Below are 24,054 nucleotides of genomic sequence, written 5' to 3'. Positions count from 1 at the left end.
CATGGCGCCCGCCCTCCGCGAGGCCTACCGTCGCGAGCTCGCCGAAGCGGACGCGCTCGAAGCCGCTGGGGCCTGGCAGACGGCCTTCCATCACCTCGAGCGTGCCCACATTCTCGGGCAGCGCCACACGCTGGCGCACACCAAGGCGCATCTCCGCATGTTGCGCAACGGCTGGAAGCGCGCCGACGCGCGCGAAGTCCGCGGCCAAGTCGTGCGCAGCCTCGCCGCCCTGCTCAAGACCGTCATCTGGGTGCCCGCGGGGAATACCGGCGGCGCCAACGTCAACCCGCTCCGGCCCATGCCCATCCCGGCCGACCTGAAGCCCTATCTGGACTGATCCGATGCTCAAGATCGACAACCTCCACGTCCGCGTCGGCGGCCGCGAAATCCTCAAGGGCCTGAGCCTCGAGGTCGCGCCCGGCCAGGTGCACGCCATCATGGGCCCGAACGGCGCCGGTAAGAGCACGCTAGGCAACATCCTCGCCGGCCGCGACGGCTACGAGGTCACCGAGGGCTCGGTCACCTACCAGGGCAAGGACCTGCTGGCGCTGGAGCCGGAGGAGCGCGCCGCGGAAGGCGTGTTCCTCGCCTTCCAGTACCCGGTCGAGATCCCGGGCGTGAACAACACCTATTTCCTGCGCGCCGCGCTCAACGCGCAGCGCAAGCATCGCGGCGAGCCTGAGATCGATTCGATGGGCTTCCTGAAGCTGGTGCGCCAGAAGCTCTCGGTGCTGCACATCAAGGACGAGCTGCTGAACCGCGCTGTCAACGTCGGCTTTTCCGGCGGCGAGAAGAAGCGCAACGAGATCTTCCAGCTCGCCGTGCTGGAGCCGACGCTGGCCATCCTCGACGAGACCGACTCCGGCCTCGACATCGACGCGCTGAAGCTGGTGGCCGAGGGCGTGAACCTGATGCGCTCGCCGGAGCGCAGCTTCCTCGTGGTCACGCACTACCAGCGCCTCCTCGACTACATCAAGCCGGACGTGGTGCACGTGCTGGCCGACGGCCGCATCGTCGAGAGCGGCGGCCCCGAGCTCGCGCTCGAACTCGAACAGCACGGCTACAGCTGGGTGAAGGACCGCATCGCGCCGGGAGCCTCGGCATGAGCACGGCCGCGACCAGCCCGCTGGTCGAGGCGCTGGACGCGCAGGCCACCGCGATGGCCGAAGCCACCCCGGCGCTCGCACCGGCGCGCGCGTTGTCCCGCGAGGCCGCCCTCGCGCACGGCATCCCGACCACCCGAAACGAGCGCTGGAAGTACACCGCCCTGCGAGCACTCGCCGCACGCCGTTTCGAGGCCCCCGCGGCCCGCGTCGATGTCGATTTGAAGGTGGTCGCCGACATTCCGGCGCCGCGCCTCGTCATCGCCAACGGCCGTTACGCCCCGGCACTCTCCGACCTGCATGGCCTGGCCGAAGGCCTGCGCGTGCGCCTGCTGTCCGAAGTGCTGCGTGAGGCGCCGGCCGAAGCAGCGGCCTGGCTGGCAGTCGACACGACGGCCACCGACGCCGCTTTCCAGCAATGGAACGGCGCCCTCGCGGACGAGGGCTTCGTCCTCGAGGTCGAGCCCGGGGTCCGCGTGGCCACGCCGCTACACCTCGTTGTCATCGGCGTGGAGGACGGTGCGGATCGCGCTTTCCACCTCCGCCATCGCATCGCCCTCGGCGCCGACGCGGCTCTCAACGTCGCCAAGCACCACCTCGGCGCTGGCGCGCATCGCCACCTGTTGAACACCGTGCTGCACGTCGAGCTGGGCGACGGCGCCACGCTCACGCAGGCCCGCGTGCAGCGCGAAGCCGACGGCGCCACCCTGGTCCAGCGCACGCAGGCCACGCTCGGCGCGAACGCGCACTACCGTCGGCTCGACCTCGAAATCGGCGGCGCCCTGTCGCGCCACGAGCTCGACGTCGTCCTGGCCGGCGACGGCGCGCAGCTCGATGCGAACGGCGTGCTGCTGGCCGACGGCCGCCGCCACCTCGACACCCGCCTCGGCATCGAGCACCGCGCCCGCGACACCCGCTGCGAGCTCACCTGGCGCGGCCTCGGGGCGCAGCGCGGCCGGGCGGTGTTCCACGGCGGCATCCTGATCGCCGAGGGCGCCGACGGCAGCAACGCCACGCTCTCCAACAAGAACCTGCTGCTCGACGACGGCGCCGAGATCGATACCCAGCCGGTGCTCGTCATCCACGCCGACGACGTGCAGGCGGCGCACGGCGCGACCGTGGGCCGGCTCGACGACACCGCCCTGTTCTACCTGCGCGCCCGCGGCGTGCCGCTGGCCGAGGCCACGGCGATGCTCACCGCCGCCTTCCTGCGCGAACCGCTGGCCGTGCTGGCGAACGAGGCGCTGGAGTCCACGCTGGCCGCCACGCTCGACGCCCGCCTCGCTTCCGCCGCAGCGACCCGCGAATGAGCATGCCTGCCCCCACGCCGCGCGACACCCCAGCCGCCCACGACTGGTCCGCGATTCGCGCACAGTTCCCGGTGCTCGAACGCACGGTCCATGGCAAGCCGCTGATCTATCTCGACTCGGCCAACACCGGGCAGAAGCCGCAGGCGGTCATCGATGCGGTGAACGAGTTCACCGCGCACCACAACGCCAACGTCAGCCGCGCCGTCCATACCCTGGGCAGCGAAGCGACCGAAGCCTACGAGGGCGCCCGCGGCACGCTGGCCCGCTTCCTCAACGTGCGGCGCGATGAGCTGGTGCTGTGCAGCGGCACGACCTTCGCGCTGAACCTCGTCGCGTACTCGTGGGCGCTGCCGCGGCTGAAGCCCGGCGACGCCATCGTGCTGACGCGCATGGAGCACCACGCCAATATCGTGCCGTGGCAGCTCATCGCCGAGCGCACGGGCGCGACGATCAAGGTCGCCGAGCTCACCCCCGAAGGCGAACTCGACCTCGACGGCCTTTGGCGATTGCTCACGCCCGAGGTGAAGCTGCTCGCCTTCGCGCACGTGTCCAACGTCCTAGGCACGGTGAATCCCGTGCGCGAGATCTGCCGCGAGGCCGCGATGCGCGGCATCACCACGGTCGTCGACGGCTCGCAGGCCGTGCCGCACCGCCCGGTGGATATCGCGGCGCTCGGCTGTGATTTCTATGCCTTCACCGGCCACAAGATGTGCGGCCCGACCGGCACCGGCGGCCTGTGGGGCCGGCGTGAACTGCTGGCGCAGATGCCGCCCTTCCTCGGCGGCGGCGAGATGATCAAGGAAGTCCGCTTCGAGGGGACGGTGTTCAACGACCCGCCGATGCGCTTCGAAGCCGGCACGCCGAACATCGCCGGCCACATCGGCCTGGGTGCGGCCGCCGAGTGGCTTTCCGCGCTCGGCATGGCGGCCGTCGAGGCCCGCGAGCAGAAGCTGCTCGCCCACGCGAACGCGGCGCTCGCCGCCGTGCCGGGCCTGCGGATCTTCGGCACGGCCCGCGAGAAAGCCGCGGTGATTTCCTTCGCCATCGAGGGCACGCACGCGCACGACCTCGCCACCCTGCTGGATCTGGAAGGCATCGCCGTGCGCTCCGGCCAGCATTGCGCCCACCCGCTGTTGGCTTGGTTCGGCGTCTCCGCCACCTGCCGCGCCTCGCTGGCGTTCTACAACACGGAAGCCGAGATCGACGCGCTGGTGGCCGCGCTCCACAAAGTGCGCCAGCTGCTGCTCTGAACGCATCGCCACGCCAAACACCGCACGCCAACGCCATGACTGCACCGCTGCACTTCCGAACCGCCACGCTCGCCGACCGCGACGCGATCATCGCCCTCGTCACTTCGGCCTACCGCGGCGACAGCAGCCGCGCCGGCTGGACCACCGAAGCCGACCTGCTGGACGGCCCGCGCGTCGCCCCCGAGGTGCTGGAGCATGATCTCGTCCGCCTCCGCAGCCGCGTCGTGCTCGCCGAGCGCGAAAGCGCCCTCGTGGCCTGCGCCCACGTCTGCGACGACGACGGCGCGGGCTATTTCGGCATGTTCGCCGTCGACCCGGCGCGGCAAGGTGGTGGCCTCGGCGACGCGGTGCTGCGCGAGTGCGAGCGCATCGCCCGCGACGACTGGCAGCTTTCGGCGATGCGGATGACGGTGATCGACGTCCGCGACGAACTGATCGCCTGGTACGAGCGCCGCGGCTACCACCGCACCGGCGTCAAGAAGCCCTTCCCCTACGGCGACGTGCGCTTCGGCCATCCAAAGCGCACCGACCTGCGCTTCGAGGTGCTGGAGAAAGCCCTGTGACATGGGTGAAGGTCTGCGCCGAGAACGAACTTGCCCCCGGCGAGACGCGGGTGGTCTGGGACGGCGATACGCCGATCCTCGTGATCAATTTCGACGGCACGCTGTACGCCGTGCATGACCAGTGCACGCACGAGGACTACGAGCTCTCGGCCGGACCCTTCGATGCCGAACGGGGCGTGCTGGTCTGCCTGCTGCACTCGGCGACCTTCGACCTCCGCACTGGCGAGGCGCAGTGCGCGCCGGCCTACCTGCCGCTGGTGAAGTTTCCGGTGAAGGTCGAAGACGGCGCCGTCTGGACCCGCGACGACCGCTGACCGTGGCCTCGGCGGTGCTCAGCTCTTCGGCGCAAGCTTCACCAGCAGCACCTCGCCGCCTCCCTCGATGACACGTCGCTCGCCGGGAGGAATGGCGAAGCGCGCCGCGTCACCGACATCGAGTACGCCAGCCGGCGTGCGCACCTGCCCGGCCAGCACGTAAAGCACCCAGGTCACGTCGGGTTCGCCGAAGAACAGCATCGAGCCGACGATTGGCCGATGCAGCAGCTGCGCGTCGATGGCGTCGCGCCGCCACATCAGGTTGAAATCGACCGTCGGGCCATCCACGAGCAGGGCCGTCAGCGGCCGCTCACCGGAGAAGCGCAGCCGACCGTGCGGCGGTACCAGGCGATGCATCTGGCCATCGGCGAAGTGCAGTTCCATGCCCTGCCCCGAGATCAGGACGATCTCGCGCTCGCAGCCGGGGAAGGGTGAAAACGGACCGTCGCAGCCCACTTCCGCCACCGAGATCCGCCAGTCCCACGCGCCGTCCGCCGGGAATCGCAGGATCTCGCGCGTCCAGCCGCCGCCGTTCTTCCAGCGCTCGCGACGATGGGTGGTAGCGGGGAGCAGTTCGATCATGCGGGGGCCGACATCGGAACACAGGTCCCCGCCAGTCTGGCCCGCCCCTCGCCATGCGGGAAGGGGCGGAAGAAAAAGGCCCGGCCGCCCATTCCATGGGCGACACCGGGCAGCGTCCTTGCCGGTCACGCCGCCGTCCGGGGCAGCGCTCCCTGGTTCATCCTTGCGCCCCTCCGTGGGCGACGCGCTCGTCCTTGAGACCGTGCCTCAACGCACCCGGGGGGCTGGTGCGGTGGGGCGCGGGGCGCTCGTTGCCGCGCGGGCCGTCCCCGGCGCCGCGGCTGGTGCACCACCCACCATGATCCGCGCGCGATTCAGCTCAAGCGTGGCCGGGCCGATGCCCTTCACGTTGACGAGCTGGTCGATCGAGCGGAACGGGCCGTGCACGCGGCGGTGCTCGACGATGGCCGCGGCTTTCGCCGGGCCGACGCCGTCCATCACGCGATCCAGCGTGGCGGCATCGGCGGTGTTGATGTTGATGCGCTCGTTGGCTTGGGCCGCACCGGCGAAGGCCAGGGCCAACAGCAGCGCGGCGAAAGTCTTGCTCAGGAAGTTCATTGGGGGGCTCCGTGTCCGTCATCCTTGGGGCCGCGGCGGGGTTCGTGCCGCGGTGGAGACAGCATCGCGATCCGACGTCCGGCAGGTTATCGACCGAGCGCCCGACGTCGGCTAGGAGTTTCACGCGACGTCTTGTAGGAATTTTCCTACCCCCGATCCGCGCGCCGACTACAATCGAGGACACGCCATTCACGCCGGCCCGTAGCGGCCGCCACGGAGCCCGCCATGGACCACGCCCGCACCCAGTCTTTCGTCGGCCAGATGTGGGACGACGACATCGTCCCGCGCCTCGTCGAGTACATCCGCATCCCCAACAAGTCGCCGATGTTCGACGCCGACTGGGTGAAGCACGGCTACATGGAAGACGCCACCCAGCTGCTCGCCAACTGGGCGAAGCGCCAGCCGGTGAAGGGTATGACGGTCGAGATCGTGCGCCTCGAGGGCCGCACGCCGCTGATTTTCATCGAGGTCCCGGGCACCGACGGCGGTGGCGCGGACGGCGACACGGTCCTGCTCTACGGCCACCTCGACAAGCAGCCGGAGATGACCGGCTGGGACCCGGACCTCGGCCCCTGGGTGCCGGTGATCAAGGGCGACAAGCTGTTCGGCCGCGGCGGCGCCGATGACGGCTACGCGCTATTCGGCTCGCTGGCCGCCATCCAGGCCCTGCAGGACCAGGGCAAGCCGCATTGCCGCGCGGTGATCCTCATCGAAGCCTGCGAGGAGTCCGGCAGCTACGACCTGCCCTTCTACGTCGACCATCTCGCCGCGCGCATCGGCAAGCCTTCGCTGGTGGTCTGCCTCGACTCCGGCTGTGGCAACTACGACCAGCTCTGGTGCACCACCTCGCTGCGTGGCCTCGCCGGCGGCAACCTGCGCGTCGACGTGCTGGACGAAGGCGTGCACTCGGGCGACGCCAGCGGCATCGTGCCTTCATCGTTCCGCGTGCTGCGCCAGCTTCTGGCCCGCATCGAAGACATCGAGACCGGCCGCGTCACGCTGGACGCCCTGCACGTTGCGATCCCGCCGGAACGCATCGAGCAGGCGAAGAAGGCCGCCGCAGTCCTCGGCGACGAGGTGTACAGCAAGTTCCCCTTCGTGAAGGGCATGCAGCCCGCGCTCGACGACCTCGCCGAGCTGGTGCTCAACCGCACCTGGCGCCCGGCGCTGTCGGTCACCGGCCAGGAGGGCTGGCCCTCGCTGTCGAACGCCGGCAACGTGCTGCGCCCCTTCACCGCGGTGAAGCTGTCGATGCGCATCCCACCCACCGCCGACGGCAAGACCGCGGGGCACGCGCTGCGCGACGCGCTCATCAAGAACCCGCCCTACGGCGCGAAGGTGAATTTCGAGCTGGAGAAGAGCAGCACCGGCTGGAACGCCCCGGCGATGAGCCCGTGGCTGTCGCACGCCATCGACCATGCGTCGCAGCACGCCTTCGGCGCGCCGGCGATGTACATGGGCGAGGGCGGCACCATCCCCTTCATGGGCATGCTCGGCGAGAAGTTCCCGGGTGCGCAGTTCATGATCACCGGCGTGCTGGGCCCGCACAGCAATGCGCACGGCCCGAACGAGTTCCTGCACATCCCCACCGGCAAGCGCGTGACGCAGGCGGTGGCGCAGGTGATCGCCGAGCACTACGAGGCCTCGCAGAAGGGCCTGACGCGCGGGGTCGGCGTGGCAGCGGGCGGCGCGGAATTCGGCGACCACGGCTGCTGCTGATCTCAAGGGAGAACGTTCGATGGACCTCGCTTTCCTCGGCTACGGCTGGGTGCAGATCCTGCTGCTGGGCTTCGTCGCTGGGCTGCTGGCGCGCTGGATCTTCCCGGGCAAGCAGAAGCTCGGCCTGATCCTCACCACCCTGCTCGGGATGGCCGGCGCGATCTGCGCCTCGTGGGTGCTGGACACCTTCGACATCACCGTCGGCGGGCGCTGGATGCGCTTCGCCGCCGCGGTGGGCGGCGCGGTGGCGCTGCTCGCGCTGGTCAAGGCACTGAAGGGCAAGTGAGGCGATGACGAACACCGGAACGGCCGCGACGGCCGACGACGCCGCACGCGCCGACGACCGCCTCGCGTTCGCCCGTATGGCGCTGGGCGATCACGGCGCAACGCTGGAGCGCGCGTCGATGGACGCCGGCTTCCGCAGCTACTGGCGCTCGAGCGGCACGCCCACGCGCATCCTCATGGACGCGCCGCCCGGCAAGGAGGATGTGCGTCCCTGGCTCGCTATCCGCGACCTGCTCGAACACGGCGGCGTGCGCGTGCCGCGCGTTCTGGCCCGCGAGGTCGAGGCCGGTTTCCTGCTACTGGAAGACCTCGGCGCGCAGACCCTGCTGCAGGTCATCGACGAATCGAACGCGACCGACTGGTTCGACGCCGCGCTCGACCAGCTGCTGCCGCTGCAGACCATCGCGCCGCCCGCCGGCTTCCCGCGCTACGACGAGGCCCTGCTGACCCGCGAGCTGAAGCTGTTCGACGACTGGCTCCTGGGCACTCATCTCGGCCACCCGCTCGACTGCGCGCTGACCGACCCGCTGGAGCTGGTCTACCGCCGGCTGATGGACGCGATCCTCGCGCAGCCCACCGTGCTGGTGCATCGCGACTTCATGCCGCGCAACCTGATGCCGCTTCGCGACGGCGGACTCGCCGTGCTGGACTTCCAGGACGCCGTGGTCGGGCCGATCAGCTACGACGTGCTCTCGCTGTTCAAGGACGCCTTCCACGGCTGGCCGCAGGACCTCGTGGACTGGGGCGTGGCGCGCTACCACGAGCGCGCGACCGCTGCCGGCCTGCCGGTGCCGAATCTGGCCGACTTCCGCCGCGATGTGGATCTGACCGGCGTGCAGCGGCACCTGAAGGTGCTCGGCATCTTCGCGCGATTGAACCACCGCGACGGCAAGCCGAAGTACCTCGCCGACGCGCCGCGATTCGTGCGTTACCTGCTCGACGTGATCCCGAAGCACCGGATGCTGCAGCCCTTGCAGGCGGTGATCGAGGAGCGCGTGCTCCCACAGGTCGGCGCGCTGCCGCCCCGCTGAGCCCGCCGCCCGCATGAGCGACCGCCCGACGCACGCCCTCGTCTTCGCCGCCGGCAAGGGCGAGCGCATGCGTCCGCTCACCGAGACCACGCCGAAGCCCCTGCTCATGGCCGGCGGCAAGTCGCTGATCGCCTGGCATCTCGAAAAGCTCGCCGCGCTCGGCGTCCGCGACGTCGTGATCAACACGAGTTGGCTGGCCGACTGCTTCGCGCCAGCGCTCGGTGACGGCGCGGCCTGGGGCTTGCGACTGCACTTCGTGCACGAAGGCCCGGAACCACTGGAAACGGGCGGTGGCATGCTCAACGCCCTGCCGCTGCTGGGCGAGCCCCCCTTCCTCGCCATCGCCGCGGACGTGTGGACGGATTTCGACTTCGCCACGCTGCCTCGCGAACCCGAAGGCCTTGCGCACCTCGTGATGGTGGCGAACCCGGAGCATCACGGCCGCGGCGATTTTGCCCTCGGCAACGACGGGCGCCTGCAGCTCGCGACCGCCGGGGCCGAGGCGCTCACCTTCTCCGGCATCGGCCTGTACCGCCGCGAGTTCCTCGATGGCTGGCGCGGGATCGTCGGCGACGCACCCGGCGCCAACGAAACGCCGCCGCGATTCAAGCTGCGCCCGCTGTTCGATGCGGCTATTGCCAACGGCGTGATCACCGGCCAACGCCACGACGGCCGATGGACGGATGTGGGCACGCCCGAGCGGCTGGCGGCCCTCGACGCCGCCCTGCGCTGAGGTTCAACCCGCCGGAGCGTCGCGCTCCGTGGGACGGCGCCGAAAAGGCGGCGACGCGGCGAACGGATCAACCGCTTCGCGCTGGGCCGCCGCGGCCTGCGCCCACCACGCCAGCTGCGAGAGACCCCGCGCCGCGTAACTTGCCCAGCGGCCGGCGTCTTCGCCCGCGGCAGGCCGTCCGTCGGCGTCGAACACGCGATCCGCGTGCGGGTAATGCAGCATCGCCGAGACCGGAACGCAGCCCAGTTCCGAGAGGAACGTGCGCAGCCCGACCGCGGCCCGCGTACCACCCCATTGGCCGGACGAATACGTCGCGATCAGACTGGGTTTGAAGGCGAACGCCGAGCTCGGGAACGCGTTCAGCAAATCGGTAAGGGCCGGGCTCGGCGAGTGGTTGTACTCCGGACTGACCATCACGTAGGCGTCGGCGGCACGGATGCGTGCGTGCAGTTCCGCCATCGCCGGCGGAACCTCGGACGCCGGCCGCGTGAACACCGGGCGGAACACCGGCTCGATCGGCAGCGCCAGCGGATCGACGAGCTCGACTTGGAAGGACGTCGACGCTTCAGCGACGAGATGGCGGGCGACGCGTTCGCCGAGTCGCGGCGGACTCGGTGGGGACGACGCCCGGCGCGAACCGAGGAAGACGAGGACGTTCATGGGGCCTCCCTTGCATCGCGGCCGGAGCGCCGCGGGATGGTCAATCGAGATCGAGCGCTTGGCGCACGAAGGGCACCGTCAGCCGGCGCTGTGCGGCGAGCGCTGCACGATCGAGCCGATCCAGCAGCGCAGTGAGAGATTTCAGGTCGCGCTCGACGCGACGGAACAGCCAGTCGAGCACGGCGTCGTCGAGCTCGAGACCGCGGCGTGCGGCGCGGCGACGCAGCGCCTCGCGGCGGCCGGCGTCATCCAACACATCGAGCGACACCCTCAGGCCCTGCCCGAGGCGCGAGCGCAGGTCCGGCAGCGCCCAGGCGGCGGCGCTAGCCGGCAGGCGCGATGCGTAGAGCAGCGTTCGTCCCGCGTCACGCAGGCGGTTGTGCAGGTGGAACAGGGCTTCGCAGTCCTCGCGTGAAGCGGAAACAGCCTCGATGCCGTCGAGCGCCACGAGGTCGTTCGCGTCGAGGCCCTCGAGCATCGTGCCGAGCGCGCCAGCAAAGGCCGGCACCGGCAGGTAGCGTGCGCGACGTCCGGCCTCGTGCGCCTCGCGACACGCGGCCAACAGCAGATGGCTCTTGCCGCTCCCCTCGACGCCTTCGACGAACAGGCCGGCATCAATCGACGCATCGACGCGTTCGCCCGTCGCAGCGGCACGCAGAACCTCGACGGCCCAGTCGTGGCCGACGAACAATTCGAAGCGCTGGTCCGGCCCCACCGGCAGCGCCAGCGGCAGCTGGGCACTCATGCAGGCGGCGTGTCGCGGGCCTCGTCGGCAGGCGGGCCTTCGCGCTCGCCTTCCAGCACGCCGTCGCCGTCGCGGTCTTCGCGATACAGAACGCTCTGCGTGTAGCGCTCATGCGCGTAGCGCAGCAGCACCATGAACACCGCGGCCGCGGGCAACGCCAACAGGATGCCGAGGAAGCCGAAGAGCTGGCCGCCCGCCATGATCGCGAACACCACCGCCACCGGATGCAGGCCGATGCGGTCGCCCACCAGCCACGGCGTCAGCACGAAGCCCTCGATGAGTTGGCCACCGCTGAACACCGCGCACACCAGGACGAGGTGGAAAAGATCGCCGTGCTCGACGAGGGTGGCGATGACCGCCGCGACGAGGCCGATGGCGGTACCGAGGTAGGGCACGAAGCTGAGCAGGCCGGCGATCATGCCGATCAGGAAGCCGAGGTCGAGGCCGATGAGGCTCAAGCCCACGCCGTAGATCAGGCCCAGCGCGATCATCACGCTAACCTGGCCACGCAGGAAACCACCAAGCACATCATCCGATTCGCGGGCCAGGCGTACGACCGTGGGCTCCAGCGGGCGCGGGATCAGCCCGTGCACCGCGTCGATCATCCCGCGCCAGTCGCGCATGAAATAGAACGTGACCAGCGGGATCAGCAGCAGGTTGGCGACCAGCGCGAGGAAGGCGAGTCCGGATTTCGACAGGCCCCCGATCACGTTCGCTGCGACGCCGCCGGCCTGTTGCCAGTGTTCCTTCAACAAGTTGCCGAGTTCCGCCGGATCGACGTAGGCGGCGATCGACACGCTGAAGCGGGCCTCCACCCAGGGAATCGCCGTTCCGGTGATCCACACGCCGAGCTTCGGGCCCCACTCGCCCGCCTGCTCGATCTGCGTCTTCAGCATCGGCACCAGCAGCAGCACGACGAGCACCAACAGCAGGCTCATCATCAGGAACACGAGGGTGACCGCCGTTCCGCGCGAGCGCCCGCGCTGCTCGATGCGAGAGACCAGCGGGTCGGCCATCCACGCCAACAGCGCCGCGACGGCGAAGGGCGTCAACACGGGGCCCAGCAGCCAGAGCAGCAGGCCGAGCACGACGAAGCCGCCCAGCCACAGCCAGGGGCGCAACCAGAGCAGCGGGGCAGTCATCGGGCGGTCCTTGGCATCGGGTCAGCGCGCCACGCGGTAGCGCACCAGCGCGGGCAGGGTCGCATCGGTGGCGGAGGCGGTGGTCTCCGGCACGAGGCGCCCGGAACCTCCCAGCATCGCCTCGAAACGCGCACGGTCGACGGCGAGGTCGAGTCGGACGCGCATCGCATCGGGGCGGGCTTCGATCACATCGAAACCGCGCAGCACCGGCAGGGACTGCAAGTAGGCGGCGAGGTCGAGCCACGCGGACTGGCTGTCGATGCCGAGGATTTCCGCCTCCAGCACTTCGGCCTTGCCGGCCTCGACGCGCTTCGCCTGCCGCGCCGCCAGTGTGTCGGCCGCGCGGTCCGCACCCGCGGCGATGGCCCGCTGCGGACTGGGATCGGTGACGCTCCAGCGCGCCAGTTCCTCGGCACCGTCGGCCAGCAGCCATTCGCTGGTCCAGCCTGCGGCACCGGCGCGGGCCACCTTGCCGAGCAGCTGCACGCGGGCGCCATAGCGGCTGGACAGCACGCCGACCGCGGCGGCATCGAGGGCCCAGATGCTGCCGGAGGCCGGTTGCTCCACGGCGGTACCGCCGGGCAGCAGGAAGCGCAGGCCGCGCTCCAGACCGCGCTGCGCCAGCGGCTTCACCACGTTGATCTGTTGCGCCGAAACGAGGCGCGGGCCGGCGCCGCCGCCATCGTCGACCGCCAGCCAAAGCATCGGCTTCGGCCGCTCGCCGGCCCACAGCGGCAGGCCCGCCGCGACCACCAGCGCATCGACGGCGTCGGGATCGAAGCTTGCCGCCAGCACTTGGCGCTGGACCGGCACGCCACCGGCCAATTCCTCGACATCGCGGTACTCGGTGCCCACGACCATGGATTCGGCGACGCGCAGCGCCCGCTGCGCCACGGAGTCGTTCGGCGCCGCCACCTGCCCGCTCACCCGAACCAGCACCTGGGCCAGCGCGCGGCCGAGTGCGGCGTCACGCTCGCGGCTCTCCTGCGAGGTCACCGGCACTTCGGCGGTGTACCACTCGAGCTCCCGCGAGGGCGCCGCAGCGGGTTCCGCCGCAGCGGGGCCCGCGACGGGCGCTTCGCCGGCGGCCTGCGCCTGCGCGTGGGCCGAGGGCATCGCGCCCCCGAGGAGCAGGCCGGACAGCGCGAGGGCGCGGAGGGATCGGGAGGAAAGCGCGTGCATCGTGGACTCCGAGGGACGCGCCATGGTGCCGCAGGGCGCGCGGAAGCGTCCAACGCGGCAATGGCCGCGGCGGCCCCGGTTCAGCCGCGAGGGGGCCCCGGCGACCGTCGGCCGGAGCCCGGCTGGTAAACTGCGCGCTTCGCTTGATGCCCGAAGGCCCGCCACCCGTGAGCACCCCGACGCCCCTGACCTACCGCGACGCGGGGGTCGACATCGACGCCGGCAACGACCTCGTCGAGCGCATCAAGCCGCTGGTGAAGCGCAGCTTCCGCCCCGAAGTGATGGGCGGGCTCGGCGGCTTCGGCGCCCTGTTCGACCTCTCCGGCAAGTACCGCGAGCCGGTGCTGGTCTCCGGCACCGACGGTGTGGGCACCAAGCTGAAGCTGGCCCAGCAGCTGAACCGCCACGACACCATCGGCATCGACCTCGTGGCCATGTGCGTCAACGACGTGCTGGTGCAGGGTGCCGAGCCGCTGTTCTTCCTCGACTATTTCGCCACGGGCAAGCTGCACATCGACACCGCGGCCGCGGTCATCGGCGGCATCGCCCGTGGCTGCGAGCTCTCGGGCTGCGCGCTGATCGGCGGCGAAACGGCCGAGATGCCCGACATGTACGCGCCCGGCGAATACGACCTCGCCGGCTTCTGCGTCGCCGCGGTGGAGAAGAGCGAGCTGCGCGACGGCGGACGTGTGCGCGAAGGCGATGTGCTGCTGGCCCTGCCCTCCTCCGGCCCGCACAGCAATGGCTACTCGCTGATCCGCAAGGTGCTGGCACGCGCCGGCTTCGACGCGGCCAAGGGCGGCCTCGACGTGCAGGTCGGCGGCGTGCCGCTGATCGACGCGCTGATGGCCCCGACCCAGCTCTACGTGAAGCCGATCCTGTCGCTGCTGCAGGCCTTCCCGGGCGCTGATTCGCCGATCCACGGCATGGCGCACATCACCGGCGGCGGCCTCACCGAGAACATCATCCGCGTCATTCCGGATGGCCTCGGCCTCGACATCGACGCCTCGACGATCATCCTGCCGCCGGTGTTCGAGTGGCTGCAGCGCGAAGGCGCCATCGCCGACGCCGAGATGTGGCGCACCTTCAACTGCGGCATCGGCTTCGTGCTGGTGGTGCCGGAAGCGTCGATCCCGGCGCTGTCCGCACCGCTCACCGCCGCAGGCCTGCCGCCGCGCCCGATCGGCCGCGTGGTGAAGAGCGCCGGCGCGTCGGTGCACGAGCGCGTGCGCATCGGCTGAGGGCCGGAGGCATGGGCTCGGCACGCCGCATCGCCATCGCGCTGTCCGCCCTCCTCGCGGCCGCCACTTCCGCCGGAGCCATTGCGCTCTGGCCGCTGGTGCGGAAGGACGATTTCGCCTTCATCCAACACGTGCAGCGCGATGTCGATTTCGGCTGGCTGCTGCTGCAGGCCGCCCTGCCGCTGTTCGCGATGTGCATCATGACCGCGCTGGGCGCGGCCGTGCTGGCGTGGCGTCTCGCGGTACCCCGCCGCGCGCCCTCGCGATGAGCTTGCGCCTCGCGGTCCTCGCCTCGGGGCGCGGCAGCAACTTCGCAGCCCTGCTCCAGGCCTGCGCCGCGGGGCACATCCACGGCAGCGTGGTCGGCGTGTTCTCCGACAAGCCACAGAGCGGCGCCATGGCCCTCGCCGCCGAGGCCGGCGTCCACGCCTGGGCGATGAAGCCGAACACTTTCGAAACGCGCGACGCCTTCGACGCGGCGATGTTCGACGCCATCGACGCGGTTCAGCCCGACCTCATCGTCTGTGCGGGATACATGCGCATCATCGGCGCCGCCGCGATCGCCCGTTTCCCGAACCGCATGATCAACATCCATCCCTCGCTGCTGCCGCGCCACCCGGGCCTGCACACGCACCAGCGCGCGCTGGAGGCCGGCGATGCCGAGCACGGGGCGAGCGTCCACGTGGTGATCCCCGAACTGGACGCCGGCCCGGTGCTGGCCCAGGTGCGCGTGCCGGTGCACGACGGCGATACGGCGGAAACCCTGGCCGCGCGCGTGCTGGCCCGCGAGCATCCGCTGCTCCTCGCCAGCGTCGCTGCCGTCGCCGGCGGCGCGCTGCGGCTCGATGCCGATGCCATCCGCTGGCAGGGCGCCCCGCTGCGCGAACCCCTGCGCCTCGGCGACGACGACCGGCTGCACGCCGCGCCCTGAGCGCGGCGCCCTCGACGACACCACGAAGGACCTCCCCATGCGTTCGATCCTGCTCCGCGGCGCCATGGCGCTATCGCTGGCACTGGCCCTCCCGGCGACGGCCGCGCCGGTGGCCCCGTTCAGCGCGACCTACGAGGTCCGTCGCAACGGCGATGTGCTCGGCGAAGCGACGCTGCGCCTCGCACGCGACGGCAACGACTGGCGCTTCACCAGCGAGACGCGGGGCACGCAGGGGCTGGCCAAGATCGCCGGCGTGCGCATCGACGAATCGAGCCGCTTCCGCTACGTCGATGGCCGCCCGGAAACGCTCGACTACCGCTACGCGCAGAAGACCAGCTTCAACTCGCGCGAGCGCAGCGCCGTCGTCGATGCCGCCGCGGGCCGCATCACCCTGCGCAACCGCGACGAACGCCAGGAGGCCCCCTATGTGCGCGGCATCCTCGATCGGCAGCTGCTCACCGTGGCGCTGATGCAGTCCGTCGCCGGCGGGAAACGCGGTGCACAGGCCCTGCAGGTGGCCGGCCGCAACGCGGTGGAAGCGCAGACCTGGTGGATCGGCGAGGCCGAAGCGGTGCCGATGGGCGCGGCCTCCGAACAGGGCCTGCGCATCGAGCGGCGACGCGACGACGCCAGCGGCCGCACCACGGTGCTGTGGCTCGACCGCGACGACGGCCATCTGCCCTTGCGCATCGAACAGCGCGAGGACGACGGCGATACGGTCGAGATGCGGCTGCTGCGCCGCGGCTGATGCCAGCGGCGGTCGCGCCGCGACGGCCGATCAGGCCCCGAGGGTCCGCCAACCGGCCTCGACCAGCGACCACGCCGTGGGCCAGAGGTGGAACAGCGCCCAAGCCTTCATCGCCATCGCTACGAACACTTCGTACAGGACGATGAAGTAACCGACCGTCACGGCCAGCCAGAACAGCGCGAACAGGAACATCAGGCCGTCGTCGGCCATCAACGCCAAGGCGGCGCAAATGATGGCGAGCGCCGGCAGCAGGTTGTTCAGCGGGATGCCGCCGACGGGAATCGCCAGCAGCAGCGCCGCGACCACGACCAGCGAGCCGGCGATGCGATGGCCGCGACGGCCTTCGGTCCAATGCCCGAGTCGCGGGCGAACGAGTTTCGACGCCCAGCCCAGCACCTTGCGCGCAGCGGCGGCGAGCTGGCGCCACTGGTTCGCGTCGAGCTGCGCTTGCGAGAGTGACTCGGGCAGCCACGGGCGCGCATCACCGCGCGCCAGCTGCCAGCCGATACCGGCGAGCGCGAGCCCGCCGATGGTGCCCAAGGGGCCGAGCGAGATCGGCTGCAGGAAGGGCAGGCACAGCACAACGAGGGTGAAGCCGAAGGCCGAGGCACCGCCCGCACCCAGCACTTCGCCGACGCGCGGCGGTACCGGGGCGTTGGCCGCGGCGTCGAGGGCCGCGAGGATGTCCTCGCCAACGCGCTGCACGCGATCAGCCCGGCAAGCGGCGGATGCGCGCGCCGAGGCCGCCCAGCTTCTCTTCGATGTTCTCGTAGCCGCGATCGATGTGGTAGACGCGGTCGACGGTGGTTTCGCCTTCGGCGACCAGGCCCGCCAGCACCAGCGACGCCGAGGCGCGCAGGTCGGTGGCCATGATCGGGGCGCCGGTCATCTTCGGCACGCCGCGGATGATCGCCGTGTTGCCCTCGATGCGGACGTCCGCGCCGAGGCGCGTCAGTTCGTTCAAGTGCATGAAGCGGTTCTCGAAGATCGTCTCGGTGATCACGCCCACGCCCTCGGCGATGGTGTTCATCGCCGCGAACTGCGCCTGCATGTCGGTCGGGAAGGCCGGGTACGGCGCGGTGGTGAGGCTGACCGCCTTCGGGCGGTTGCCGCGCATGTCCACCTCGATGAAGTCATCGCCCGTGTTGACGTGCGCACCGGCCTCTTCGAGCTTCTGCAGCACCGAATCCATGATGTCGGCGCGGGTCTTCTTGGCCATCACGCGGCCACCGGTCATCGCGCCGGCCACGAGGAAGGTGCCCGTCTCGATGCGGTCGGGCAGCACGTCGTAGTGGCCGCCGTGCAGGCGGTCGACGCCGTGGATGATGATCTTGTTGCTGCCAGCGCCTTCGATCCGCGCACCCATGGCGATCAGGCAGTTCGCGAGGTCGACGACCTCGGGCTCCTGCGCGCAGTTCTCGAGCACCGTGGTGCCCTCGGCCAGCGTGGCGGCCATCAGCACGTTCTCGGTGCCGGTCACGGTGACCATGTCGAACACGAAGCGCGCGCCCTTCAGGCGCTTGGCCGTGGCCTTGATGAAGCCGCCCTCGACAAGCACATCGGCGCCCAGCGCCTGCAGGCCGCGGATGTGCTGGTCGACCGGGCGCGAGCCGATGGCGCAGCCGCCCGGCAGCGCGACCTGCGCATGGCCGAAGCGGGCCAGCAGCGGGCCGAGCACGAGGATCGAGGCACGCATGGTCTTCACCAGCTCGTACGGCGCGATGGTGCTGGTGACGTGGCGCGGGTCGGCGGTGATGGTGAGCTTCTCGTCGACGATCAGCTGCACGCCGAGCTCGCCCAGCAGTTCCATCGTCGTGGTGACGTCGTGCAGGTGCGGGACGTTGCCGATCTCGACGGCGTTGTCGGCCAGCAGGGTGGCGCAGAGGATCGGGAGGACGGCGTTCTTGGCGCCGGAAATCTGCACTTCGCCGTTCAGCGCTTCGCCGCCGGCAATCACGATCTTGGCCATGTCAGTTCCGGTCGGCTTCGTCAGGGGTGAGGGTACGGAGGGCCAGGGCGTGGATCTCGCCGCCCATGCGCTCGCCGAGCGTCGCGTAGACCATGCGATGGCGGGCCAACGGCAGCTTGCCGGCGAAGGCCGGGCTGACGACCGTGGCTTCGAAGTGCACGCCGTCGGCGCCCTCGACGTGGACCCGGGCGCCGGGCAGGCCAGCTTCGATCAGCTGGCGCACGAAATCTGCATTCATGGAGGAGGCGAAGAGGGCCGAAGGCCCTGCCGTAAACTAGGAGGCTCATTGTACTCCCCGAAGGCTTCCCATGAGTGCCCCAGCGGCCGCCGCCGCCCCGGAAATGCCCGATTTCGCCCGCACCGGCCGGCGCGTGATCGGCGAGGAAGCCACCGCACTCGCCGCGCTCGCCAGCCGCCTCGACGGCGCCTTCAGCGCGGCCTGCGCACGGGTACTGGCCTGCCACGGCCGCATCGTCTGCACCGGCATGGGCAAGTCGGGCCATATCGCCAGGAAGATCGCCGCCACCCTCGCTTCCACCGGAACCCCGGCCTTCTTCATGCATCCGGGCGAAGCCAGCCATGGCGACCTCGGCATGGTCACCGAGCGCGACGTCGTTCTGGCGCTGTCGTATTCGGGCGAAAGCGACGAGATCCTGATGATCGCCCCGGCGCTGAAACGCATGGGCGTGCCGCTGATCGCCATGACCGGGCGCCCCGGCTCGTCGATGGCCCAGCTGGCCGACGTGCACTTGGACGTCTCGGTGCCCTCCGAGGCCTGCCCGCATAACCTCGCCCCGACCACCAGCACCACGGCATCGCTGGCCCTCGGCGACGCGCTCGCGGTGGCGGTGCTCGAGGCTCGCGGCTTCACGCCGGAGGACTTCGCCCGCTCGCACCCGGCCGGCGCGCTGGGCCGCCGCCTGCTGCTGACCATCCGCGACGTCATGCACGCCGGCGACGATGTGCCGCGCGTCGCCGCGGAGGCATCCATCGCGCAAGCGCTGGTGGTGATGAGCCGCGGCCGTCTCGGCATGACGGCCGTCGTCGATGCGGAAGACCGGCTCGTCGGCGTGTTCACCGACGGCGACCTGCGTCGCGCGCTCGACAACCCGACGCTGGACGTGCGCGGCGACGCCGTGGCGAAGGTGATGGGCCGTTCGCCCAAGACCATCGCCCCGGACGCGCTGGCCAGCGCCGCCGTCCATGCGATGGAGGAGCACAAGGTCAACGCGCTGGTGGTCGTCGACGCCGAGCGTCGCGTCGTCGGTGCACTGAACTTCATCGACCTGCTCAACGCGCGGGTGGTCTGAGCCATGGCCTACGCCCACCTCGCCGACTACCCCGCCGACATCCGCGAACGCGCGGCGCGGGTGCGCCTCGCCTGCTTTGATGTCGACGGCACCCTGACCGACGGCCGCCTGTGGCTCGACGCCGAGGGCCGCGAGCTCAAGGCCTTCGACATCCATGACGGCATGGGCCTGCGCCTGCTCGAAGAGCACGGCGTGCAGGTCGCGCTGGCCACGGCACGCCACAGCGCCGTCGCGGAAGCGCGCGGGCGCGAGTTGCGCCTCACCGAGGTGCACATCGGCGTCAAGGACAAGCGCGCCCTGCTCGAATCGCTTTGCGCGAAGTACGGCCACACCCCGGCCGAGGCCGCGATGATGGGCGACGACCTCGTCGACCTGGGCGCGATGGGCATCGCCGGCCTCGCCGTCGCGCCCGCGAACGCTCACGCTTGGGTGAAGGAGCGCGTGCATTGGCGCACCCGCGCGGGCGGTGGCCAGGGCGCCGCCCGCGAGCTCTGCGACCTGATCCTCGGCGCGCAGGGCAAGGCCGAGGCCGTGCTGGCGAGCTTCCTGCGATGAGCCGCGTCTGGCTGGGCGTGCTGCTCGCGATCGGCGCGGCCGCCACCGGCGCCGCGCTGTGGTGGCTGCGCGAGACACCGGCCCCGCCCGCCATCGACAGCCGTGCCGATTACCGGCTCGAAGGCTTCGAGATGACGGGCCTGCGGAAGGACGGCAGCGAAGGCTTCACCGTCGCGGGGCCGCTGCTCGAGCGCGACCAGGACGCGGAGGTCACGACGCTGACCGAGCCGCGCTTCGGCTTCCCGGGCGAAACCCCCGGGCAACGCTGGGACGCCCGCTCGGCTACGGCGTGGATCGGCCCCGACAACGACGAAGTCCGGCTGGAAGGCGGCGTGGAGATGCTGGCGCCCCCGGAGGCCGACGGACGCCAGGCGCGATTCAGCACCGACCACCTGAGCGTGTTCACTGAATCGGAGCGGGTGCGCACCGACGCCGCGGTGACCGTCACGCAAGGCCGCTCTATACTTCAGGCGACCGGCCTCGACGTGGACATGCAGGCCAAAACCTACGAGCTCCTCGCCGATGTCGATGCGACGTTCTATCCCGAGCCTTCTGGTCGTCCTGCTGCCCCTGCTGACGGCCCCCGCCCTTGAGGCGCGCAAGAACGACCGCGAACAACCGATGGGCGTGCGCTCCGACCGCCAGACTGGCGGCCTCGGCGACGACGACAGCATCGTCATGAGCGGCAGCGTCGAGATCACCCAGGGCTCGCTGCAGGTGAATGCCGCGACGGCCACGGTGGAACGGCGCGGCGGCGACGTGCAACGCATCGTCCTCGAGGGCAGCCCGGTGCGGATCCGCCAGGAGAACGACCGCGGCGAAGTCGTCGATGCGCAGGCGGCGCGCGTCACCTACGCGCCCGACGACGAGATCATGCTTCTGGCCGGCGGCGCCCGCGTGGCGCAGGCGCGCGGCGACCTCCAGGCCGAGACCATCCGCTACAACCTCGACACCGGCAGCATCGACAGCGGCGGCGACGGCAACCGGGTGCAGATGACGATCCAGCCCAAAGTCCGCCCGGCCGGCAACTGATGCTTTCGGCGCGCGCGCTTTCCAAACGCTACAAGAAGCGCGAAGTCGTCAAGGATTTCGGCTTCGACCTGCATCCCGGCGAGGTCGTCGGCCTGCTCGGCCCCAACGGCGCCGGCAAGACCACCTGCTTCTACATGGTCGTCGGCCTCGTGCCGAGCGACGGCGGGGAGATCCTGCTCGACGGCCAGGACATCAGCAGCCTCGCCATGCACCAGCGCGCGCGCCGCGGCGTGGGCTACCTGCCGCAGGAAGCCAGCGTGTTCCGCAGCCTGTCGGCCGCCGACAACGTGCGCGCCGCGCTCGAACTGCGCGAAGACCTCTCGCCCGCGCAGCGCGAGGCGGAGCTCGGCCACCTGCTCGACGAACTGCACATCGGCCATGTCGCCGAACAGCTGGGCGAGAGCCTCTCGGGCGGCGAACGCCGACGCATCGAGATCGCCCGCGCCCTGGCCGCGAACCCGCGCTACATGCTGCTGGACGAGCCCTTCGCCGGCGTCGATCCGATCTCCGTCGGCGAGATCCAGGGGATCATCCGGCACCTCAAGCACCGCGGGATCGGCGTGCTGATCACCGACCACAACGTCCGCGAGACGCTCGGCATCTGCGACCGCGCCTACATCCTCAATGCCGGCACCGTGCTGGCCCAGGGTTCGCCGAACGACGTGCTGATGAACCCCGACGTCCGCCGCGTGTACCTGGGCTCCAGCTTCACGATGTAAGGCCGCGGCCATGAAGCCCGCCCTGCAGGCCAAGCTCGGCACGGCGCTGGCACTCACGCCGCAGCTGAGGCAGGCCATCCGCCTGCTGCAGCTTTCGCAGATCGAACTCGAGGCCGAACTGCAGGCCGCCGTCGAATCGAACCCCCTGCTCGAACTCGCCGAACCGGGCGACGACGAGGGTGCCGCCGCGACGCTGGACGACAGCCCCGCGAACGAAGCGCCGGAGGATGCGGAGGGCGCCGGCGCCGAGGCGGCCGACGAGGTCGACGAAGCGTTCACCGATGAGGATTGGACGCTCGGCGACGACGATGCCGGCCCGCGCCAGCGCGATGACGACGATGGTGAGCGCGAGGACGCCGGCGCCGCACCGGGTCTGCATGAACACCTTCGCTGGCAGCTCCGGATGAGCGTGCACTCCGCCCGCGACGAAGCCATCGGCGAAGCCGTGATCGATGCGCTGGACGACGACGGCTACCTGCGCGAGCCGCTGGAGGCCTTGCCCGCCGCCCTGCCCGCCGCGCTCGACGTCACCTTGGACGACGTGCGGGCGCTGCTGCGCCTCGTGCAGCAGTTCGATCCGATCGGCTGCGGTGCGCGTGACCTCGCCGAGTGCCTGGGCCTGCAGCTCGCCGCGTTGTCCGTCGACACGCCGGGACTGGCCCTCGCGCAGCGGCTGGTGGCGGCGCACCTCGACGCCATCGCCCGGCAGCGCCCGGACCGGCTGGCCGCCGATCTCGGCGTCGACACCACCGCGCTCGTCGAAGCCATCGCGCTCGTGAAGGCGCTCGACCCGAAGCCCGGCGCCCGCTTCGACGGTGCGCCGGCCGAATACGTGCAGCCGGATGCGATCGCGCTGAAGCAGCGCGGCGTCTGGCGCGTCCGCATGGCCCGCGGTGGTGGCGGGCTCCGGCTGAACTCGCACTACCAAGGCCTGATCGGGCGCTGCAGTCGCGACGACGACGCCTACCTTCGCGGCCAGCTCCAGGAAGCACGGTGGCTCATCAAAGCCCTGGAGAACCGCGGCGAAACCCTGCAGCGGGTGGCCGAGGCCATCGTCCGCACGCAGAGCGCCTTCCTCGACCACGGCCTCGAAGCGATGCGGCCACTCACCCTGCGCGACGTCGCCGAGCAGCTCGATCTCCACGAATCGACGATCTCGCGCGCCACGACGCGCAAGTACCTGCGCACCCCCCGCGGCACCTTCGAGTTCAAGTTCTTCTTCAGCGCCGGGCTGGCCACCGAGCACGGGGGCGCGGCCTCGTCCACCGCCGTGCAGGCCATGATCCGCAAGATGATCGAGGCCGAACCCGCCGGGAAACCGCTTTCGGATCAAGCGCTTGCCGATGCACTGAAGGCCGAGGGCATCGCCGTGGCGCGGCGCACCGTGGCGAAATACCGAGAAGGGCTGGGCCTCCCGCCCTCCTCCGAGCGCGGGCAACGCTGACATCGAAATTTGACGTGGTTCCCCTTCGCCCCCTCCCCCGAGGGGCGTATGCTGCCTCCTAGTGAAGGTTTGTTTGTCCCAGCAAGGAGAACGCGCCCATGCGCCTTGAAGTGAGCGGCCACCAGATCGACATCACCCCGGCCCTGAAGGACTTCGTGACGGCGAAGCTCGAGCGGATCTCCCGCCATTTCGACCACCATCTCGACGTGCGCGTCCTGCTTTCCGTCGACAAGCTCCAGCACAAGGCCGAAGCCACGTTCACCCCCCGCGGCAAGGCGCTGCACGCCGAAGCCGAGGCCGCCGACATGTATGCCGCCATCGACCTGCTGGTCGACAAGCTCGACCGCATCGTGCTCAAGGAAAAAGAGCGCATCACCGACCACCACCGCGGCGAATCCGCGGTCCGCTCCGGCAGCTTCGGCTGAAGGCATCGCGGCCCCACAAGCCCCATCCCCATGCACCTCCTCGACCTCCTGGCGCCCGCGCGCGTACTCGCGGGCGCCAAGGTTTCTTCCAAGAAACGCCTGCTCGAACAACTGGCCCAGCTGCTTGGCGAAGGCAATGCCGAGCGCGAACGCGCCCTCTTTGACAGCCTCTGCCAGCGCGAGCGCCTCGGCAGCACCGGGCTGGGCCACGGCGTCGCCATTCCGCATGGCCGCAGTCCGGCACTGACGGTCGCGACAGGGGCCTTCATCCGCCTCGCCGAGCCGGTGGATTTCGGTGCCAGCGATGGCCAGCCGGTCGACCTTCTGTTCGCGCTGGCGGTGCCGGAACACTTCACCCAGCAGCATCTCGTGCTGCTCGCCCAGCTCGCCGAGATGTTCGCGGACGAGGGCTTCCGCGCCCGGCTGCGAGCCGCCACCGACAGCGAGGCGCTGTTCCGGCTCGTCGCCGACTGGCGTCCCGGCCACTCCGCGGCGGCCTGAGA

Annotated in this window: 31 protein-coding genes; 22 read left to right on the top strand and 9 right to left on the bottom strand. The window is 70.6% G+C overall.

Translation table 11 applies throughout. The features are described 5' to 3' along the window. Position 1: 1 nt before the first annotated feature. The 6 genes from ACIQ6S_RS10530 to ACIQ6S_RS10505 are packed head-to-tail and all read left to right on the top strand — an operon-like array spanning position 2 to position 4,540. Entirely contained in the window at positions 2 to 337 is a 336-nt protein-coding gene (locus ACIQ6S_RS10530; RefSeq protein ID WP_397608325.1) for a DUF3703 domain-containing protein, read from the top strand. Between the two features lie 4 nt (positions 338 to 341). Beyond that, positions 342 to 1,106, top strand: a complete 765-nt coding sequence (gene sufC / locus ACIQ6S_RS10525; RefSeq protein ID WP_397608324.1) for a Fe-S cluster assembly ATPase SufC — start codon at positions 342 to 344, stop codon at positions 1,104 to 1,106. Between the two features lie 53 nt (positions 1,107 to 1,159). Continuing rightward, positions 1,160 to 2,413: a Fe-S cluster assembly protein SufD gene (gene sufD, locus ACIQ6S_RS10520; RefSeq protein ID WP_397608348.1), complete on the top strand. Its 1,254-nt coding sequence runs from the start codon at positions 1,160 to 1,162 to the stop codon at positions 2,411 to 2,413. After that, positions 2,410 to 3,663 (top strand): cysteine desulfurase, encoded by a 1,254-nt coding sequence (locus ACIQ6S_RS10515; RefSeq protein ID WP_397608323.1) that lies wholly within the window; start codon positions 2,410 to 2,412, stop codon positions 3,661 to 3,663. Before sufD ends, ACIQ6S_RS10515 begins: the two co-directional genes overlap by 4 nt. A gap of 35 nt (positions 3,664 to 3,698) precedes the next feature. Then, positions 3,699 to 4,226: a GNAT family N-acetyltransferase gene (locus ACIQ6S_RS10510; RefSeq protein WP_397608322.1), complete on the top strand. Its 528-nt coding sequence runs from the start codon at positions 3,699 to 3,701 to the stop codon at positions 4,224 to 4,226. After that, entirely contained in the window at positions 4,223 to 4,540 is a 318-nt protein-coding gene (locus ACIQ6S_RS10505; protein ID WP_397608321.1) for a Rieske (2Fe-2S) protein, read from the top strand. Before ACIQ6S_RS10510 ends, ACIQ6S_RS10505 begins: the two co-directional genes overlap by 4 nt. A gap of 18 nt (positions 4,541 to 4,558) precedes the next feature. Here the strand turns inward: ACIQ6S_RS10505 and ACIQ6S_RS10500 are convergent, their stop codons facing one another. Both ACIQ6S_RS10500 and ACIQ6S_RS10495 read right to left on the bottom strand, forming a co-directional pair. Beyond that, positions 4,559 to 5,122, bottom strand: a complete 564-nt coding sequence (locus ACIQ6S_RS10500) for a HutD family protein (RefSeq protein WP_397608320.1) — start codon at positions 5,120 to 5,122, stop codon at positions 4,559 to 4,561. A 207-nt stretch (positions 5,123 to 5,329) separates the two neighbouring features. Beyond that, positions 5,330 to 5,680, bottom strand: a complete 351-nt coding sequence (locus ACIQ6S_RS10495) for a helix-hairpin-helix domain-containing protein (protein ID WP_298344490.1) — start codon at positions 5,678 to 5,680, stop codon at positions 5,330 to 5,332. A gap of 225 nt (positions 5,681 to 5,905) precedes the next feature. Here ACIQ6S_RS10495 and ACIQ6S_RS10490 point away from each other — a divergent pair, with 225 nt between their 5' ends. The 4 genes from ACIQ6S_RS10490 to murU are packed head-to-tail and all read left to right on the top strand — an operon-like array spanning position 5,906 to position 9,448. Continuing rightward, positions 5,906 to 7,399 carry a M20 family metallopeptidase gene (locus ACIQ6S_RS10490; protein WP_397608319.1) on the top strand — a complete coding sequence of 498 codons (1,494 nt, stop codon included), beginning with the start codon at positions 5,906 to 5,908 and terminating at the stop codon, positions 7,397 to 7,399. A 19-nt stretch (positions 7,400 to 7,418) separates the two neighbouring features. Further along, entirely contained in the window at positions 7,419 to 7,685 is a 267-nt protein-coding gene (locus tag ACIQ6S_RS10485; protein WP_297866145.1) for a GlsB/YeaQ/YmgE family stress response membrane protein, read from the top strand. Positions 7,686 to 7,689: 4 nt separating this feature from the next. After that, positions 7,690 to 8,715, top strand: a complete 1,026-nt coding sequence (locus ACIQ6S_RS10480) for an aminoglycoside phosphotransferase family protein (RefSeq protein WP_397608318.1) — start codon at positions 7,690 to 7,692, stop codon at positions 8,713 to 8,715. Between the two features lie 13 nt (positions 8,716 to 8,728). Continuing rightward, entirely contained in the window at positions 8,729 to 9,448 is a 720-nt protein-coding gene (gene murU / locus ACIQ6S_RS10475; RefSeq protein WP_397608317.1) for an N-acetylmuramate alpha-1-phosphate uridylyltransferase MurU, read from the top strand. Positions 9,449 to 9,451: 3 nt separating this feature from the next. Here the strand turns inward: murU and ACIQ6S_RS10470 are convergent, their stop codons facing one another. From ACIQ6S_RS10470 to ACIQ6S_RS10455, 4 genes are read right to left on the bottom strand one after another with little or no spacing between them, the layout of a single operon-like run. Beyond that, the gene (locus ACIQ6S_RS10470; protein WP_397608316.1) at positions 9,452 to 10,108 is read right to left on the bottom strand and encodes an NADPH-dependent FMN reductase; all 657 of its coding nucleotides are present in this window, start codon (positions 10,106 to 10,108) and stop codon (positions 9,452 to 9,454) included. A 40-nt stretch (positions 10,109 to 10,148) separates the two neighbouring features. Beyond that, positions 10,149 to 10,853, bottom strand: a complete 705-nt coding sequence (gene hda, locus ACIQ6S_RS10465) for a DnaA regulatory inactivator Hda (RefSeq protein ID WP_397608315.1) — start codon at positions 10,851 to 10,853, stop codon at positions 10,149 to 10,151. Beyond that, positions 10,850 to 11,995: an AI-2E family transporter gene (locus ACIQ6S_RS10460; RefSeq protein ID WP_397608314.1), complete on the bottom strand. Its 1,146-nt coding sequence runs from the start codon at positions 11,993 to 11,995 to the stop codon at positions 10,850 to 10,852. Before ACIQ6S_RS10460 ends, hda begins: the two co-directional genes overlap by 4 nt. Positions 11,996 to 12,016: 21 nt before the next feature. Beyond that, complete coding sequence (locus tag ACIQ6S_RS10455; protein WP_397608313.1) at positions 12,017 to 13,177, bottom strand: DUF2066 domain-containing protein; 1,161 nt, start codon at positions 13,175 to 13,177, stop codon at positions 12,017 to 12,019. A 146-nt stretch (positions 13,178 to 13,323) separates the two neighbouring features. On the opposite strand from ACIQ6S_RS10455, the gene purM reads away from it, so the two are divergent. From purM to ACIQ6S_RS10435, 4 genes are read left to right on the top strand one after another with little or no spacing between them, the layout of a single operon-like run. Further along, the gene (gene purM, locus ACIQ6S_RS10450) at positions 13,324 to 14,418 is read left to right on the top strand and encodes a phosphoribosylformylglycinamidine cyclo-ligase (RefSeq protein WP_397608312.1); all 1,095 of its coding nucleotides are present in this window, start codon (positions 13,324 to 13,326) and stop codon (positions 14,416 to 14,418) included. Between the two features lie 11 nt (positions 14,419 to 14,429). Continuing rightward, the gene (locus tag ACIQ6S_RS10445; RefSeq protein WP_397608311.1) at positions 14,430 to 14,687 is read left to right on the top strand and encodes a hypothetical protein; all 258 of its coding nucleotides are present in this window, start codon (positions 14,430 to 14,432) and stop codon (positions 14,685 to 14,687) included. Continuing rightward, positions 14,684 to 15,349 (top strand): phosphoribosylglycinamide formyltransferase, encoded by a 666-nt coding sequence (gene purN / locus ACIQ6S_RS10440; RefSeq protein WP_397608310.1) that lies wholly within the window; start codon positions 14,684 to 14,686, stop codon positions 15,347 to 15,349. Before ACIQ6S_RS10445 ends, purN begins: the two co-directional genes overlap by 4 nt. A gap of 37 nt (positions 15,350 to 15,386) precedes the next feature. After that, entirely contained in the window at positions 15,387 to 16,097 is a 711-nt protein-coding gene (locus ACIQ6S_RS10435; protein WP_397608309.1) for a DUF3108 domain-containing protein, read from the top strand. 30 nt (positions 16,098 to 16,127) lie between these two features. Here the strand turns inward: ACIQ6S_RS10435 and ACIQ6S_RS10430 are convergent, their stop codons facing one another. The 3 genes from ACIQ6S_RS10430 to ACIQ6S_RS10420 are packed head-to-tail and all read right to left on the bottom strand — an operon-like array spanning position 16,128 to position 18,304. Next, on the bottom strand, positions 16,128 to 16,802 hold the full coding sequence (locus tag ACIQ6S_RS10430) for an exopolysaccharide biosynthesis protein (protein WP_397608308.1): 675 nt from the start codon (positions 16,800 to 16,802) through the stop codon (positions 16,128 to 16,130). Positions 16,803 to 16,806: 4 nt separating this feature from the next. After that, positions 16,807 to 18,066: a UDP-N-acetylglucosamine 1-carboxyvinyltransferase gene (murA, locus tag ACIQ6S_RS10425; RefSeq protein ID WP_397608307.1), complete on the bottom strand. Its 1,260-nt coding sequence runs from the start codon at positions 18,064 to 18,066 to the stop codon at positions 16,807 to 16,809. A 1-nt stretch (position 18,067) separates the two neighbouring features. Next, positions 18,068 to 18,304, bottom strand: a complete 237-nt coding sequence (locus ACIQ6S_RS10420) for a BolA family protein (RefSeq protein WP_298344524.1) — start codon at positions 18,302 to 18,304, stop codon at positions 18,068 to 18,070. Between the two features lie 70 nt (positions 18,305 to 18,374). On the opposite strand from ACIQ6S_RS10420, the gene ACIQ6S_RS10415 reads away from it, so the two are divergent. The 8 genes from ACIQ6S_RS10415 (at position 18,375) to ptsN (ending at position 24,052) form a co-directional block, all read left to right on the top strand. After that, the gene (locus ACIQ6S_RS10415; protein WP_397608306.1) at positions 18,375 to 19,376 is read left to right on the top strand and encodes an SIS domain-containing protein; all 1,002 of its coding nucleotides are present in this window, start codon (positions 18,375 to 18,377) and stop codon (positions 19,374 to 19,376) included. Positions 19,377 to 19,379: 3 nt separating this feature from the next. Further along, on the top strand, positions 19,380 to 19,931 hold the full coding sequence (locus tag ACIQ6S_RS10410) for a KdsC family phosphatase (RefSeq protein WP_397608305.1): 552 nt from the start codon (positions 19,380 to 19,382) through the stop codon (positions 19,929 to 19,931). Next, positions 19,928 to 20,524, top strand: coding sequence for an LPS export ABC transporter periplasmic protein LptC (lptC, locus tag ACIQ6S_RS10405; protein WP_397608304.1), 597 nt, complete (start codon positions 19,928 to 19,930; stop codon positions 20,522 to 20,524). The genes ACIQ6S_RS10410 and lptC overlap by 4 nt, the downstream gene beginning before the upstream one ends. After that, on the top strand, positions 20,460 to 20,963 hold the full coding sequence (gene lptA, locus ACIQ6S_RS10400) for a lipopolysaccharide transport periplasmic protein LptA (protein WP_397608303.1): 504 nt from the start codon (positions 20,460 to 20,462) through the stop codon (positions 20,961 to 20,963). Before lptC ends, lptA begins: the two co-directional genes overlap by 65 nt. After that, complete coding sequence (lptB, locus tag ACIQ6S_RS10395) at positions 20,963 to 21,682, top strand: LPS export ABC transporter ATP-binding protein (protein WP_397608302.1); 720 nt, start codon at positions 20,963 to 20,965, stop codon at positions 21,680 to 21,682. Before lptA ends, lptB begins: the two co-directional genes overlap by 1 nt. Before the next feature lie 10 nt (positions 21,683 to 21,692). Beyond that, entirely contained in the window at positions 21,693 to 23,126 is a 1,434-nt protein-coding gene (locus ACIQ6S_RS10390; protein WP_397608301.1) for an RNA polymerase factor sigma-54, read from the top strand. Between the two features lie 98 nt (positions 23,127 to 23,224). After that, a complete protein-coding gene (gene hpf / locus ACIQ6S_RS10385) occupies positions 23,225 to 23,551 on the top strand; it encodes a ribosome hibernation-promoting factor, HPF/YfiA family (RefSeq protein WP_297866125.1) in 327 nt (108 codons plus the stop codon). Between the two features lie 30 nt (positions 23,552 to 23,581). Then, on the top strand, positions 23,582 to 24,052 hold the full coding sequence (gene ptsN / locus ACIQ6S_RS10380; protein ID WP_397608300.1) for a PTS IIA-like nitrogen regulatory protein PtsN: 471 nt from the start codon (positions 23,582 to 23,584) through the stop codon (positions 24,050 to 24,052). The last annotated feature ends 2 nt before the right edge of the window (positions 24,053 to 24,054 follow it).

Origin of the sequence: Silanimonas sp., from assembly GCF_044377035.1 — a bacterium.
GTDB lineage: Bacteria > Pseudomonadota > Gammaproteobacteria > Xanthomonadales > Xanthomonadaceae > Silanimonas.
This window is presented reverse-complemented; position numbering and strand designations above follow the sequence as displayed.

What these genes read in the sequence shown, in the direction of transcription:
- ACIQ6S_RS10480 (WP_397608318.1), top strand. Translation starts at nt 7,690, where the DNA reads ATGACGAACACCGGAACGGCCGCGACGGCCGACGACGCCGCACGCGCC.
- ACIQ6S_RS10500 (WP_397608320.1), bottom strand. Translation starts at nt 5,122, where the DNA reads ATGATCGAACTGCTCCCCGCTACCACCCATCGTCGCGAGCGCTGGAAG.
- ACIQ6S_RS10515 (WP_397608323.1), top strand. Translation starts at nt 2,410, where the DNA reads ATGAGCATGCCTGCCCCCACGCCGCGCGACACCCCAGCCGCCCACGAC.
- ACIQ6S_RS10420 (WP_298344524.1), bottom strand. Translation starts at nt 18,304, where the DNA reads ATGAATGCAGATTTCGTGCGCCAGCTGATCGAAGCTGGCCTGCCCGGC.
- purM (WP_397608312.1), top strand. Translation starts at nt 13,324, where the DNA reads ATGCCCGAAGGCCCGCCACCCGTGAGCACCCCGACGCCCCTGACCTAC.
- purN (WP_397608310.1), top strand. Translation starts at nt 14,684, where the DNA reads ATGAGCTTGCGCCTCGCGGTCCTCGCCTCGGGGCGCGGCAGCAACTTC.
- ACIQ6S_RS10470 (WP_397608316.1), bottom strand. Translation starts at nt 10,108, where the DNA reads ATGAACGTCCTCGTCTTCCTCGGTTCGCGCCGGGCGTCGTCCCCACCG.
- hpf (WP_297866125.1), top strand. Translation starts at nt 23,225, where the DNA reads ATGCGCCTTGAAGTGAGCGGCCACCAGATCGACATCACCCCGGCCCTG.
- ACIQ6S_RS10495 (WP_298344490.1), bottom strand. Translation starts at nt 5,680, where the DNA reads ATGAACTTCCTGAGCAAGACTTTCGCCGCGCTGCTGTTGGCCCTGGCC.
- murA (WP_397608307.1), bottom strand. Translation starts at nt 18,066, where the DNA reads ATGGCCAAGATCGTGATTGCCGGCGGCGAAGCGCTGAACGGCGAAGTG.
- ACIQ6S_RS10410 (WP_397608305.1), top strand. Translation starts at nt 19,380, where the DNA reads ATGGCCTACGCCCACCTCGCCGACTACCCCGCCGACATCCGCGAACGC.
- ACIQ6S_RS10490 (WP_397608319.1), top strand. Translation starts at nt 5,906, where the DNA reads ATGGACCACGCCCGCACCCAGTCTTTCGTCGGCCAGATGTGGGACGAC.
- ACIQ6S_RS10510 (WP_397608322.1), top strand. Translation starts at nt 3,699, where the DNA reads ATGACTGCACCGCTGCACTTCCGAACCGCCACGCTCGCCGACCGCGAC.
- ACIQ6S_RS10390 (WP_397608301.1), top strand. Translation starts at nt 21,693, where the DNA reads ATGAAGCCCGCCCTGCAGGCCAAGCTCGGCACGGCGCTGGCACTCACG.
- ACIQ6S_RS10485 (WP_297866145.1), top strand. Translation starts at nt 7,419, where the DNA reads ATGGACCTCGCTTTCCTCGGCTACGGCTGGGTGCAGATCCTGCTGCTG.
- ACIQ6S_RS10460 (WP_397608314.1), bottom strand. Translation starts at nt 11,995, where the DNA reads ATGACTGCCCCGCTGCTCTGGTTGCGCCCCTGGCTGTGGCTGGGCGGC.
- ACIQ6S_RS10445 (WP_397608311.1), top strand. Translation starts at nt 14,430, where the DNA reads ATGGGCTCGGCACGCCGCATCGCCATCGCGCTGTCCGCCCTCCTCGCG.
- lptC (WP_397608304.1), top strand. Translation starts at nt 19,928, where the DNA reads ATGAGCCGCGTCTGGCTGGGCGTGCTGCTCGCGATCGGCGCGGCCGCC.
- lptA (WP_397608303.1), top strand. Translation starts at nt 20,460, where the DNA reads ATGCGACGTTCTATCCCGAGCCTTCTGGTCGTCCTGCTGCCCCTGCTG.
- sufC (WP_397608324.1), top strand. Translation starts at nt 342, where the DNA reads ATGCTCAAGATCGACAACCTCCACGTCCGCGTCGGCGGCCGCGAAATC.
- ACIQ6S_RS10435 (WP_397608309.1), top strand. Translation starts at nt 15,387, where the DNA reads ATGCGTTCGATCCTGCTCCGCGGCGCCATGGCGCTATCGCTGGCACTG.
- lptB (WP_397608302.1), top strand. Translation starts at nt 20,963, where the DNA reads ATGCTTTCGGCGCGCGCGCTTTCCAAACGCTACAAGAAGCGCGAAGTC.
- ptsN (WP_397608300.1), top strand. Translation starts at nt 23,582, where the DNA reads ATGCACCTCCTCGACCTCCTGGCGCCCGCGCGCGTACTCGCGGGCGCC.
- hda (WP_397608315.1), bottom strand. Translation starts at nt 10,853, where the DNA reads ATGAGTGCCCAGCTGCCGCTGGCGCTGCCGGTGGGGCCGGACCAGCGC.
- ACIQ6S_RS10415 (WP_397608306.1), top strand. Translation starts at nt 18,375, where the DNA reads ATGAGTGCCCCAGCGGCCGCCGCCGCCCCGGAAATGCCCGATTTCGCC.
- sufD (WP_397608348.1), top strand. Translation starts at nt 1,160, where the DNA reads ATGGCCGAAGCCACCCCGGCGCTCGCACCGGCGCGCGCGTTGTCCCGC.
- ACIQ6S_RS10455 (WP_397608313.1), bottom strand. Translation starts at nt 13,177, where the DNA reads ATGCACGCGCTTTCCTCCCGATCCCTCCGCGCCCTCGCGCTGTCCGGC.
- murU (WP_397608317.1), top strand. Translation starts at nt 8,729, where the DNA reads ATGAGCGACCGCCCGACGCACGCCCTCGTCTTCGCCGCCGGCAAGGGC.
- ACIQ6S_RS10530 (WP_397608325.1), top strand. Translation starts at nt 2, where the DNA reads ATGGCGCCCGCCCTCCGCGAGGCCTACCGTCGCGAGCTCGCCGAAGCG.